The organism is Pseudorhodoplanes sp., from assembly GCF_059499825.1.
The window spans coordinates 13,004-25,501 of record NZ_JCABZI010000014.1 but is presented as its reverse complement, the minus strand read 5'-3'; the positions used below and the strand labels follow the sequence as shown (position 1 = coordinate 25,501).

Genomic DNA, 12,498 nt, shown 5'->3' with positions numbered 1-12,498 from the left:
TTCGTGGCGATAAGCGGTTGAAAAGCATGAAATTTTGGGAAGGTTCGCGGCCGGGAGGGTTAACGCTGGGCCCGCATGCGACGGACGGCCTTCCGGATGCGGCGGAGCTTGTGTACCTAAATCCGGGCCGCCGTCCGGCGGGCTCATTCCATCAACCCGCCGGGGGCGTTCGATGGCCAGTGCGTTCGGCCGCTTCGGCGGCTGGCTCAATCAGCAGGCCTATCTGCTGGTTGTCCTGACCTATCTGATGTGGTCGCTCAACATCGTGCTCGGCCGCCACGTCGCTGGCGCGATTCCGCCCGTGACCTTGAGCGTGCTGCGCTGGGGCATCGGCGCGCTGATCCTGTTGCCATTCGCCTGGCCTTATCTGAAGCGCGACTGGCCGGCGATCCGATCGCATCTTCCGATCCTGTGCCTGCTGGGCCTTACGGGGACCACGGGATATTCGATTCCCTCCTATTGGGGCCTGCAATATACGCTCGCCATCAACGGTCTGCTGATCCAGTGCACGATGCCGATGGTGATCGGCGTGATGTCCTATCTGCTGGTCGGCGACCGGCTCAATTTCTGGCAAGTCGCGGGCATCATCACCTCGTTCTTCGGCGTGCTGGTCATCCTCACGCGCGGCGACCCGGATGTGCTGCATTCGATATCGTTCAATCGGGGCGACATCTGGTTTCTGGTCGCGATCGCGATCTTCGCGCTCTATTCACCTCTGGTGCGCAAGCGCCCGGCCATCCATCCGATTTCGTTCCTGGCCGTCATCGCGATCACGGGGACATTGATCGTCCTGCCGCTCTGCGCATGGGAATTATCGATGCGGACATTGCCGCCGATCGATCTGACCATGGCTGCGGTCGTCCTCTATTTCGCGGTGTTTCCATCGCTGCTCGCCTATCTCTGCTACAATCGCGGCGTCCAACTGCTTGGCCCGAATCCGGTCGCGGCGCTGTATCCGCTCATCATCGTGTTTGGATCGCTTCAAGCATTGCTGCTGCTGGGCGAAGTGCCGCAATGGTTTCATTATGTCGGGACGGTCTTCATCGTGGCCGGCGTACTTCTCGCGACGCGATTGGCGGGAAAGAAAGCGGCAGCCTGAGCAGCGGTCCGGACCCCTTTCCGCGGCAATTGCGCATTCCGGAAAGGGCATTGCCTGCTCCAGCCAGCGCGCCTTGCCGGCAAAGTCGGCGGATCCCATCTAGTTCCCGTATCTTCGCACTATGCGTTACGCGACAATTGTTTGGAGCAATTACAAAATGTCACAGACGACGACGGCCGAGCCCGTGCATGGCGATGACCGCACTCCGTATCGGGTTCGCCACGAAACCAAACGCCGGCGCCTTGTTGTGAAAGACATCAAGAAGCTGACTCCGCACATGACGCGCGTGACGGTTGGCGGCGACGAACTGGCCGGTTTTACGAGCCTTGGCTTCGACGACCATATCAAATTGTTCTTTCCCGACGCCGTATCGACCGAGCGCGATGTGAACGGCGAGCCCAAACCGGTGAGCCGCGATTACACGCCGCGGCGCTACGATGCCGCGGCCAATACCCTCGACATCGATTTTGCGCTCCACGAGGCCGGCCCCGCGACGCAATGGGCCGAACAGGCCAAGCCCGGCGACATCCTGAATATCGGCGGACCGCGCGGATCGCTGGTGATCCCAACCGGCTTCGACTGGCATCTGCTGATCGGCGACGACACCGCCTTGCCGGCGATCGGGCGGCGTCTCGCCGAACTGCCTCGGAATGCCCGTGCGGTTGTGCTGGCGGAAGTGGACAGCGCCGCCGACGAAATCGCGTTCGAACATGCGGTCGAGGCGTCGATCATCTGGGTCCATCGCAACGGAGCGGAGACGGGCTCGCCTCAACCGCTTGCCGAAGCGTTGCGGAAACTCGCCCTGCCGGATGGCGACTATTATGCCTGGGTCGCGTGCGAAAGCCTGACCGCCAAGGCATTGCGCGCGCAACTCGTTGCCGAGAATGGCGCCAATCCGAAATGGCTGCGGGCCGCCGGCTATTGGCGACGCGGCGCGGCCGCGGTGCACGACACGTATAACGATTAGTGCGCGTTCGCTATTGATCGAAGCGGTCGCCCCCTTCTGTCATGCCCCGCGAAGGCGGGGCATGACAGCGAGGCTGACACCAATCGCAAGCGAAGGCGCCCTGGCGGTCCGCTTGCCGTTGAAGCCGCTCAGAACCGTAGCGCCTTTGCCGACTGAACCTGCGGCAGTGCGCGCACTGCATCGAGCACCTGCGGCGATAATTCTCCGTCGATCTCGATCAGCGCCACCGCGTTGCCGCCCGGTGCGTCGCGGCCGACATGGAAGGTCGCGATGTTGATGCCGGCCTCGCCGAGCGTCGACGAGAAGCGGCCGATAAAGCCCGGCTTGTCGAGATTTGTGATGTAGATCATCGAGGGCCCGAACTCCGCATCCATGCGGATGCCCTTGATGTTGACGATGCGCGGCCGGCCGTCCGCAAACACCGTGCCCGAGACCGAACGGGTCTGGCGTTCGGTGGTGACCGTCACCGTGATCAGGCTCTCATAATCGCATTCGCCCTCGCGAGTGATCTCCTCGATCACCATGCCGCGATCCTTCGCCACCACCGGTGCGGACACCACGTTGATGTCCTGCAGCATCGGGCGCAGCAGGCCCGCCAGGGCCGCCGAGGTGAGCGCCTTCACTTTCATCTGCGCCACAGCACCCTCATAGGTGATCGTGACCTTCTCGATTCCGGTCTCGGTGAGCTGACCGGCAAACGAACCGAGTCTTTCCGCCAGGGCGATGAACGGCTTCAGCCGCGGCGCCTCTTCCGCGGTGATCGAGGGGAAGTTCACCGCATTGGAGATCGCGCCGCGCAGCAGATAGTCCGACATCTGGTCGGCGACCTGCAGCGCGACATTCTCCTGCGCCTCGCTGGTGGATGCGCCCAGATGCGGCGTGCAGATCACGTTGGGATGACCGAACAGCGGATTTTCGTTCGCCGGTTCGGTCGAGAACACGTCGAAGGCCGCGCCGGCGACCTGACCGGAATCGAGCGCCGCGCGCAGCGCCACCTCGTCCACCAGACCGCCGCGCGCGCAATTGACGATGCGCACGCCCTTCTTCATCGTCGCAATCGCCTTGGCGTCGATGATGTTCTTGGTCTTCTCGGTGAGCGGCGTGTGCAGCGTGATGAAATCGGCGCGCTTGAACAATTCGTCGAGCTCGACCTTCTCGACGCCGAGATCGACGGCACGCTCGGGCGACAGGAATGGATCATAGGCGATGACGCGCATGCGAAGACCGAGTGCGCGGTCGATGACGATCGAGCCGATATTGCCGGCGCCGATCACACCCAGCGTCTTGCCGGTGATCTCGACGCCCATGAAGCGGTTCTTCTCCCACTTGCCGGCCTGGGTCGAAACGTCGGCCGCCGGGATCTGACGCGCCAGCGCCAGCATCAGCGTGATCGCGTGTTCGGCGGTCGTGATCGAATTGCCGAACGGCGTATTCATCACGATGATGCCCTTGCCCGTAGCGGCCGGGATATCGACATTGTCGACGCCGATGCCGGCGCGCCCGATCACCTTCAGGTTCTTCGCGTTCTGCAGAATCTTCGGCGTCACCTTGGTGGCCGAGCGGATCGCAAGCCCATCGTAATTGCCGATGATCTCGGCGAGCTTGTCCTTGTCCTTGCCGAGGTCGGGCTGGAAATCCACCTCGACGCCGCGATCCTTGAAGATCTGCACGGCGGCGGGAGACAGCGCGTCGGAAATGAGAACTTTGGGTTTGGTCATGATGATGGTCCTGTTGGAGAACCGTCATCCTGAGGTGCGAGCAAAGCGAGCCTCGAAGGATGCGGTCCGGGCCGTCGCCCTTCGAGGCTCGATGCTACGCATCGAGCACCTCAGGGTGACGGAATGGGGCATGTTTCGTTGTCGCTACGCCGCCTTCGGCAGCTTGTCCTTGGCCTTGGCATAGGCCCAGTCGAGCCACGGCAGCAGCGCTTTGACGTCGCTGGTCTCGACCGTGGCGCCGCACCAGATGCGAAGACCCGGCAGCGCATCTCGGTGATTGGCGAAATCGAAGGCGACGCCTTCCTTCTCGCACAACGCGACGAGGTCTTTCACGAAGGCCCATTGCGCATCGACCGACAGCGCAGTGATCGCCGGGTCGACGATCTTCAGACAGACCGAGGTGTTCGAGCGCGTCTTCGCATCGGAAGCGAGATTGTCGATCCACGGAGTCCTGGCGATCCAGTCATGCACCGCGCCGGCATTGGCGTCGGCGCGCGCAATCATGCCCTTCAGGCCGCCGACCGATTTCGCCCAGGCCAGCGTGTCGAGATAATCCTCCACGCACAGCATCGACGGGGTGTTGATGGTCTCGCCGACGAAGATGCCTTCGTTCAGCTTGCCGCCCTTGGTCATGCGGAAAATCTTCGGCAGCGGCCAGGCCGGCTTGTAGGTCTCCAGCCGCTCCACCGCGCGCGGCGACAGGATCAGCATGCCATGCGCGGCTTCGCCGCCCAGCGCCTTCTGCCAGGAGAAGGTCACGACATCGAGCTTTGAAAAATCCATCGGCTGCGCGAAGGCGGCGGAGGTCGCGTCGCAGATCGTCAGTCCCTTGCGATCGGCCTTGATCCAGTCGGCATTCGGCACGCGCACGCCGGAGGTGGTGCCGTTCCAGGTGAAGACGATGTCGGTATCGCTGTCGACCTTGGACAGGTCGGGCAGTTCGCCATACGGCGCCTTGAAGGTCGTGACGTCTTTCAGCTTCAACTGCTTCTCGACATCGGTGACCCAGCCTTCGCCGAAGGATTCCCAGGCCAGCATAGTGACGGGCCGCGCGCCCAGGAGCGACCACATCGCCATTTCGACGGCGCCGGTATCGGACGCCGGCACGATGCCGATCCGGTAATCGGCCGGCACTTCGAGAATTTCGCGGGTGAGGTCGATGGCGCGCTTCAGCTTCACCTTGCCCTCTTTCGAGCGGTGCGAGCGGCCAACGAGTGCGTCTTTGAGGGCTTGGAGGGTCCAGCCGGGGCGCTTGGCGCAGGGGCCGGAGGAAAAATGCGGGTTTGCCGGCCGCATGCCGGGTGTCGTCGTCGTCATTGCTCTATCCTTCCAGATAGCACGCCCGCTCGTTGGGGAGGGGTGGCCCGCCGCGGCATGTATAGGAGTGCCGCGAAAACCGCAAGAACTTTGAGCTGTCGACAGGACATGCACCACGGTTTGGGCATTGCATCGCGGTGCCGACAACGAAAAAGCCCCGGCTTGCGCCGGGGCTTCAAATCGATTCAGACGCCTGGTGCGACTAGAAATGCCGGCGGCATTGCGGGCTCAATTGCCGCTTGTTGGCCTTCATGCAGGCCGTGATCCGCTCGACATCGGGAATGAACCGGCCGCAGACGAACCTGGCATCGTCGGCGCAGTCCATGCGTTGCTGGCGCGTGCCTTCCGCAGGCTGCGCCCGTCTCGCCCATCCATCGTCTGCAGCAATGACCATTGCCGCCGTTGCCAGCGCAGCAACGAGCAAACATTTCGATATCGTGATTGCAGCCATCCCGATCCCCGGTTTTTCAAAAGGGAGTGACCGATAGGCGAGTTGACGCCGGCTGGCAATGAACCAGACGCAGCGTCAGCCTCCGATCAACCGAACGTGACGGCTGTCCTTCAATCGAAATTATAGCGCAGACCGATACGGAATTCGTTCGCGGTCAGGTCCTGCAGCGTCAGTTCGTTGAGCAGCGTCGGGTTGAACGTCACGTTGCCGAGATTCACGCGGCGGTAGCTGAAATCCACCGCCCAGCGTGGCGCGAAAGTCCAGGCGAGCCCGGCCATATAAGCCCAGGCGAACTGGGTCTTCGATTGGTAGTCCAACGACGCAATGCCGAGCGGGGCCGCGAAGTCATAGGCGCGGAATGTCGCGGCGCCAGCGCCGGCGCCGATGTAAGGCGTCACGCCATTCCAGGTGCCGAGGTCGAGATACATGTTGCCCAGGACCGTCCAGGATTCGACCTTGGCGGAGTAAACGCCCGCGAATGGACCTTCGCCCGAAAATCCGGCTCTGCCGGCATAGTCGATCGTTACGTCGGCCCGGAACCAGCCGGACTTGTAACCGCCGCCACCGCCGAAGGTGGCGACATCGGCGAAGTCCGTGTTCGTGGGCAGCGCAAATGACGAGGTCATGCTGCCGATATCGGTGTTGGTGCGATAGCCGATGTCGCCGCGCAGGTACCAGCCGGAGACGTATTCCCGCACTATGCCGGTGGGCTGGCTCTGCGGCCATGGCGGCATATCGGCGGCATCCGCCCGCGTCGGCAGCTGGAACGACGCGGCCGCCAGTCCGGCGCAAATCACGGCAAATTGCATCGATCGACGCATGAGCACTCTTCCTTCGGCATTCGCCCTTGCGGGCGTCAACGTTTCGGAAACCATAAATGCCGTTGGTTAAGGCTTTGCTAACCATAACATCCGCGTCGCCAGCATTAACGAGCGGACATTGACTCTAATTTGCGGAACCGGCTGCGGCCCGTGGCGCGAGGCGATAATCTCGATGCTGGCGCAGAGTATCCACGCCGGAGAGGTCATGACGCAGCAAGCAGGCATCTTGCAGCCCGCACGCATCGACTGGGTCGATTATGCCAAGGGCATCTCGATCATCCTGGTCGTGATGATGCATTCGACCCTGTCGAGCGCGGAGGCGCTTGGCAGTACCGGCTGGATGCATCCGATCGTCGAATTCGCCAGGCCGTTCCGCATCCCGGCCTTCTTCCTGATCGCCGGCCTGTTTGCAGCGCGCGGCATCGATAAGGACTGGCGCAGCTTCCTCGACAGCAAGGCGCTGCACTTCGCCTATTTCTACGTGCTGTGGCTGACGATCCAGTTCGCGTTCCGCGGCCCGGTCTATGTCGCGCAGGACGGAGCCGCCGAGGCAATCCGGCTTTATCTGCTCGCCTTCATCGATCCGTTCGGCACCCTGTGGTTCATCTATCTGCTGCCGGTGTTTTTCCTGGCGGCGCGGCTGACGCGCGGGTTGCCGCCACTCGTTGTCCTCGCCGGCGCGGCGCTGCTGCAGGTCGCGCATATCGAGAGCGGCTGGACCCTGATCGACGAGTTCGCCGGACGCTTCGTGTATTTCTACGCGGGCTATCTGTCCGGGCGCTGGATCGTCACGCATGCGGACTGGTTTCGCGCCCGTACGGGCGTGACCGCACTGGCCTTGGCCGTCTGGGGGCTCGTCACCGCGGCCTGTGTCAGCGCAAACCTTGCGGTCCTGCCGGTGGTTTCGCTGCTGCTTGGATTTGCCGGCGCCGGTGCAGTGATTGCGATCTCGGTGCTGCTGGCGCGGCTGCACGTGTTCGGCTTTATCCGCCTGTGCGGACAGCAATCGCTTGCGATCTATCTGGCGTTCTTTTTGCCGATGGCGGTGACGCGCATCGCGCTGGTGAAGACCGGGATCGTCACCGATCCGGGAACGGTCGCATTCCTGGTGACGTCAGCCGCCATTATCGCGCCGCTTGTTCTGCGCTGGCTGGTGCGCGGAACCGCGCTCAACTTCCTGTTCGAACGCCCTGCCCGGTTCAGGTTGTCGGCACCGAAACGCGTGGCGTTGCAACCGGCTGAATAATCCCTCGCTGCACGTAGCAGCCTTCAATCGTCACAAAAGCAGAAGAGGCGGGGTTGTCCCCGCCTCTTCGTTTTCCATCTCGCCGAAGCTGTGTGTCAGCCCTTGCGCATCAGCGGCGGGGCCGGCGAATAGACCGGCGGCGGCGGATTGTACGCAGACGGCGCCGGTGCGTAGGCCGGCATCGCAACCGGAGCATAGGACTCGGTCGGCGTGAGATTCCAGCGCAGGCCGAGCTTGAAGTCGTGCGAGACCACGTTGTTCAGGTTGATCGGGTTGTAGACGGCGTTGACACCGTTGAAGCCGATCATGTCAGCCGACGCGAAGTCGCCGAGATTGACGTAGCGATAGGCGAATTCCGCGGTGAAGTTCGGGTTCACCTTGTAGGCGACGCCGGCATGCAGCGCCCAGGCCATCTCCCACTGCGAATTCTTCTCGGCATAGGCGGTGGCACCGGTCTGCGTGTTGATGTCACGCCAGTTGCTGATGGTGTTCTGCGAATAGCCGACACCGGCGCCGACGAACGGCGTGAAGCACCACCAGGTGCCGAGATCGATATAGGCGTTCGCCATGAACAGCCACTCGCTCTTGGTGCCGTAATAGTCGTTGGACGCGGGGCCGTAGGTGTCGAGGCCGCGGAACGTCGTGCCGCCGCGATACTCACCGGTGAAGTCGGCGCGGAACCAGTTGTTGAACTGATAGCCGATGCCGAGACCGGCCAGCATGCCCGAGCTGACATCCTTCTGCAGGACGGTGACGTCCGTCGTGAAGGCCGGGCTGGTCAGTTCGCCGACACTCTGGTTGGTCATGCCGATGTCGCCGCGCAGATACCAGCCGCCGGTCTGCACGGCGACCGGCGCCTTGTAGACTGGGAGCGGCATGTCGGCGGCGCCGGCGGGGGCTGCGATCGTCATGGCGGCGACGCCAGCGATCAAACTCGTCTTGATACATTTCATGGTCGATCCTCACTCGGCGAAATGGAGTGAGCGGACCATCGCAGCAATTGCTTAAGCGGCGCTTAACCTTGATTTTTAACCGCGAATATTAACGTTTCGGGTCTCGAACCGGGGCTTTGTACGGCTTCCGTTCTGAAAAAATTCATCCGCTGTAAACCTTCGCAAACGCGAGGTTAAAAAAATGCGCGGCAACGCCGCGCATTTCATGTCCGAGCGATTCGGTTCCGTGCGCGACGGCGATCAATCGTCGTCGAGCTTGCCGATATGGTGCTGCGAATAAAGCTGCACGCCCAGCTTGGCGACCAGATCGAGTTGTTCTTCGAGGAAGTCGATGTGTTGTTCCTCGTCCTTCATCAGCTCTTCGAACAGGTCGCGCGACACGTAGTCCTTGACCGAATGGCAATAGGTCGCGGCCTCCTGATACAGGCTGCGCGCGTCGACCTCGGCGGCGAGATCGGCTTCCAGAATTTCCTTCACGTCCTGGCCGATGCGCAGCGGATCGAGCACCTGCATGTTCGGGAAGCCGTCGAGGAACAGGATGCGGTGCGCGAACTTGTCGGCATGATGCATCTCCTCAATCGATTCCGCCTTCCACTTCTTGGCGAGATTCTTCAGGCCCCAATTGTCGAGGATGCGGTAATGCAGCCAGTACTGGTTGATCGCGGTCAACTCGCTGCGCAGACCCTTGTTCAGATAATCGATGACCTTGGGGTCGCCCTTCATGCCGCATCTCCTTCAAAATCCGAACTAAATAGTTTGGACCGGTTCTAAACTGATGGGTACTGGCATGCAAGGCAGCAAACGCCTGCGGCGCAGCGGAACTCTCGCGAAGTGGGGAAAGCGTCAGGCGGTTTCGGCGGGAACCGGCAACGGCAGACCGGACATCGGGCAGACCGGGCAACCCGCCTTGCAATTGCCGCCCAGGGCCTGGTCCAGGATCGTCTTGATGGTACGAGCGCACCGTCCGCATTGCGGGCTGCAACCCAGGCAGCCATAGACCTCTCCGGTCGTCCGCGGCCGCTCGGAATGGCAGGCGGTCCGGATAGCCGTGTCGGTCAGGACGTTGCAGGAACAAACGATCATAACGCTCAGGTGGCCGGCGGGTCCGATAGTTCAACTTGCAACAATCGTTAGCAGGGGGCCTTGCGCTGCCGCAAAGCGAAAATGCCGATTTTGTAGGTAATCTAAACTGGTCCGGAAGCCGGGAACGCACTCAGGCTGGAACTTCGCCGCCGGTCCGGCGCCGATAAGCCGGGTTCGGACGCGGATCGACGCACTGCCCCAAAGGCGCCGCATCCTCCGTCATCGGATCTTGATGACAATCCGATCCCGATCGGCTTGGTAAGGGACAATTCGACCGAGCGAGATCACATGGACCACCCTCTCCCCGATCCGGCCGCCCGACATAGCGCATCTCCCGAAGCGCCGCTGGTTTTCGAAGATACCCGGCAGACCCTGAGCGAAACCCTGCTCCGCAGCATCGACGCGATCAACGGCGACACCGTCACCCTGCGCTGGCTGCTGGAAGAGATCGGCGAGCAGGGTCTTCTGATCCTCTGCATCCTGCTGACCATCCCGTTTCTTCTCCCGGTTTCAATTCCCGGGGTCAGTACGGTGTTTGGTGCGGCGATCATCATGATCAGTATTGGCATCACCTTGAATCGCATTCCGTGGCTGCCGAGGGCGCTGCTCGACCGCACGCTGGATGTCGGCAAGCTTGTTCCGGTCCTCCGCAAGGGTGCGGAGATCGTTCATCGGATGGACCGCTACGTTCACCCCCGGATGCAGATCCTGACGACGGGCGCGGTGATGAACCGGCTGAATGGCCTCGGCATTCTGTTCGGAGGCATCCTGCTCGCGGCGCCGCTCGGGCTGGTCCCGTTCTCCAACACGCTGCCCGCCCTGGCGATTCTGTGCCTGGCGGTGGGGATTTCTCAGAGCGACGGCCTGTTCGTGGCGGCGGGCTATCTTCTGCTGGCAGCGACCTGCCTCTACTTCACAATCCTGGCGCTGCTGGCATTGGCGGCCGGCCAGGGCCTGTCGACGTTCCTGTTCGGCTGAACCCGGTCGCAGACGCACGCGCTCTCTACGGCGCAGCGATCTGTCGTTCAGGCTTGCGGCATATCCGCACCGAAGGCAGCCGCCTGCTCCAGCAGCACGGCATAATCAGCTGGCGCAACCGCGGCAAAGCCCTGGAGCGCGAGCATATCGAGGACTGGCCGCATCTCGGGATCGCGGCCACAGGCCAGCAATACGGTGCGAAGGCGGTGTGCAATCTCGGGCGCGACAGTGCACGACGCCACCAGCGGCGGATTTGGCGTCATGACGGTCGAGCCGACAACCCGCAGTCGCGATGCTGTCGCGGGATCGTGCCGGTCAAGCAGATCAAGGACCAGGGAATCGACCGGCCCGACGTCGATCCGGCCGGCAAGCACAGCATCGATCACCGCACGCGGCGTCACCAGCGGGCCCACCCATTCCGCGAACAGCTTTGCGTGCCGCCGTTCGCGTTCGTATCGCAGCAGATGATAGCGGATGGCATTGTAGCCGGATTGCGAATGGTGAACGGTCCAGCCGATCTTTCCCCCGAAAGTATCCTCCAACGTGCCGAACGCGCTGTCGGCACGAACCACGAAGTCGGTGCAGTAGCATGGGACACCGCCATAGCGCGGCGCGATCGGGATCGGTGCGGCCAGAAGCTGCGGCTTCGGTTCGGCGCAGACAAACGGAAACCCACACATGAAGACCGAGCCGAGATCGTCACGCGACCACAGATGTTCGAGCGGCGCGGGTGCGGCATGTTCGATAATAGCCAGTTCGATGCCGGCCGTTCTCGCAACCCATGCGAACAGCGTCTGCCACGCCGCAGCGACCTTCGGCGTCACCGCATACATCCGCGCATTGGCAACGAGCGCCATCAGGCGTAACGCAGTTGCTGTCCGATCCCGAGCCGCGCCGCCTTCTCCAGCATGGCATGACCGAGCGCAATGTCGGACAGCGACAATCCGCGATGCCAGAACAGGATGGTTTCATCCTCACGCTCGCGGCCCGATTTTAAGCCGGCAACAACTTCACCCATCTCGGCATGCAACGTCGCTTCGGACAGCTTCCCGGCCTCGACATGCGCCCGCAATGCCCCGAACGGCCCGCTCTTGCACTGACCCCAATCGTCGACCACGAGCTTGGACATGATGTCGGTCAGCGACAATTCGACCGCGCTCATCGTGCCATAGGGCACGACGAACGCGCCAGGCTTGATCCATTCCGTCTTCAGCAAGGGCGTGGGTTCATTCAGGCGCGACGCCTCGACCACGATGTCGGCGCCGGACACACAGGATTCCCAATCCTCGGTCGCGATCACGGGCTTGCCGAGATCCCGCGACAGCCGCGCGGCAAAGGCCTCGCGGCTCTCCGGCCGGCGCGAATGCACGCGGATCTCGTCGAACCCGAACAGCCGGTCGAGCAGCCGGACATTCCAGTAAGCGGTGCCGCGCGCACCGATATGGCCGAGCACCCGCGATCCCTTGCGCGCCAGATACTTGGCGCCGATCGCGGTGATGGCACCGGTGCGCATGTCGGTCAGATGGCTGCCGTCGATGATCGCCTTCGGCACGCCGTTGCGCGGGTCCATCAGTAGCAGCAGCCCGACTTCCGACGGCAAGCCCTCCTTGTAATTGTCTACGAAGTCGCTGATCACCTTCACGCCGGCGAGATTGATCGGCTCGCGGAACGCGCCGCGCAGCACGTTGAAGTGGCCGTTGCCACCGGCATTCGGCACAAGATGCATGCGCGGCTCGATCACCGCTTCGCGGCGTCCCTGCGCGGCCAGGCCCTGCTCGACCGCGGCTAGAATCTCGTGATCGGTCAGCGCCAATGAAGCGACATCGAGCGCGTTCAGATAGTGCAGATAGATCGGCTCCATGTCG

The 12,498-nt window shown here is 62.6% G+C and carries 13 protein-coding genes; 4 read left to right on the top strand and 9 right to left on the bottom strand.

The window, feature by feature from the left end; all coding sequences use genetic code 11:
- Window positions 1–172 precede the first annotated feature (172 nt).
- On the top strand, window positions 173–1,099 hold the full coding sequence (locus AC5I5I_RS19880; protein WP_495975876.1) for a DMT family transporter: 927 nt from the start codon (window positions 173–175) through the stop codon (window positions 1,097–1,099).
- A 157-nt stretch (window positions 1,100–1,256) separates the two neighbouring features.
- Window positions 1,257–2,066, top strand: a complete 810-nt coding sequence (locus AC5I5I_RS19875; protein WP_495975875.1) for a siderophore-interacting protein — start codon at window positions 1,257–1,259, stop codon at window positions 2,064–2,066.
- A gap of 128 nt (window positions 2,067–2,194) precedes the next feature.
- Here the strand turns inward: AC5I5I_RS19875 and serA are convergent, their stop codons facing one another.
- The 4 genes from serA to AC5I5I_RS19855 all read right to left on the bottom strand — a co-directional run bounded on the left by serA (window position 2,195) and on the right by AC5I5I_RS19855 (window position 6,373).
- On the bottom strand, window positions 2,195–3,784 hold the full coding sequence (gene serA / locus AC5I5I_RS19870; protein WP_495975873.1) for a phosphoglycerate dehydrogenase: 1,590 nt from the start codon (window positions 3,782–3,784) through the stop codon (window positions 2,195–2,197).
- Window positions 3,785–3,928: 144 nt separating this feature from the next.
- Window positions 3,929–5,101, bottom strand: a complete 1,173-nt coding sequence (locus AC5I5I_RS19865; protein ID WP_495975871.1) for a phosphoserine transaminase — start codon at window positions 5,099–5,101, stop codon at window positions 3,929–3,931.
- Between the two features lie 202 nt (window positions 5,102–5,303).
- A complete protein-coding gene (locus AC5I5I_RS19860) occupies window positions 5,304–5,495 on the bottom strand; it encodes a hypothetical protein (RefSeq protein ID WP_495975870.1) in 192 nt (63 codons plus the stop codon).
- 167 nt (window positions 5,496–5,662) lie between these two features.
- Window positions 5,663–6,373 carry an outer membrane protein gene (locus AC5I5I_RS19855; RefSeq protein ID WP_495975868.1) on the bottom strand — a complete coding sequence of 237 codons (711 nt, stop codon included), beginning with the start codon at window positions 6,371–6,373 and terminating at the stop codon, window positions 5,663–5,665.
- A gap of 205 nt (window positions 6,374–6,578) precedes the next feature.
- Here AC5I5I_RS19855 and AC5I5I_RS19850 point away from each other — a divergent pair, with 205 nt between their 5' ends.
- The gene (locus AC5I5I_RS19850) at window positions 6,579–7,619 is read left to right on the top strand and encodes an acyltransferase family protein (protein WP_495975866.1); all 1,041 of its coding nucleotides are present in this window, start codon (window positions 6,579–6,581) and stop codon (window positions 7,617–7,619) included.
- Between the two features lie 95 nt (window positions 7,620–7,714).
- On the opposite strand, the gene AC5I5I_RS19845 is transcribed toward AC5I5I_RS19850, so the two are convergent.
- The 3 genes from AC5I5I_RS19845 to AC5I5I_RS19835 all read right to left on the bottom strand — a co-directional run bounded on the left by AC5I5I_RS19845 (window position 7,715) and on the right by AC5I5I_RS19835 (window position 9,655).
- Window positions 7,715–8,572 carry an outer membrane protein gene (locus AC5I5I_RS19845; RefSeq protein ID WP_495975864.1) on the bottom strand — a complete coding sequence of 286 codons (858 nt, stop codon included), beginning with the start codon at window positions 8,570–8,572 and terminating at the stop codon, window positions 7,715–7,717.
- Between the two features lie 240 nt (window positions 8,573–8,812).
- On the bottom strand, window positions 8,813–9,295 hold the full coding sequence (gene bfr / locus AC5I5I_RS19840) for a bacterioferritin (protein ID WP_495975862.1): 483 nt from the start codon (window positions 9,293–9,295) through the stop codon (window positions 8,813–8,815).
- A 120-nt stretch (window positions 9,296–9,415) separates the two neighbouring features.
- On the bottom strand, window positions 9,416–9,655 hold the full coding sequence (locus AC5I5I_RS19835; RefSeq protein ID WP_495975860.1) for a (2Fe-2S)-binding protein: 240 nt from the start codon (window positions 9,653–9,655) through the stop codon (window positions 9,416–9,418).
- A gap of 288 nt (window positions 9,656–9,943) precedes the next feature.
- On the opposite strand from AC5I5I_RS19835, the gene AC5I5I_RS19830 reads away from it, so the two are divergent.
- The gene (locus AC5I5I_RS19830) at window positions 9,944–10,633 is read left to right on the top strand and encodes an exopolysaccharide biosynthesis protein (RefSeq protein WP_495975858.1); all 690 of its coding nucleotides are present in this window, start codon (window positions 9,944–9,946) and stop codon (window positions 10,631–10,633) included.
- 47 nt (window positions 10,634–10,680) lie between these two features.
- Here the strand turns inward: AC5I5I_RS19830 and AC5I5I_RS19825 are convergent, their stop codons facing one another.
- Window positions 10,681–11,490: a phosphate/phosphite/phosphonate ABC transporter substrate-binding protein gene (locus tag AC5I5I_RS19825; RefSeq protein WP_495758312.1), complete on the bottom strand. Its 810-nt coding sequence runs from the start codon at window positions 11,488–11,490 to the stop codon at window positions 10,681–10,683.
- On the bottom strand, window positions 11,490–12,494 hold the full coding sequence (locus AC5I5I_RS19820; protein ID WP_495975856.1) for an ornithine cyclodeaminase family protein: 1,005 nt from the start codon (window positions 12,492–12,494) through the stop codon (window positions 11,490–11,492). Before AC5I5I_RS19820 ends, AC5I5I_RS19825 begins: the two co-directional genes overlap by 1 nt.
- Window positions 12,495–12,498: the final 4 nt, after the last annotated feature.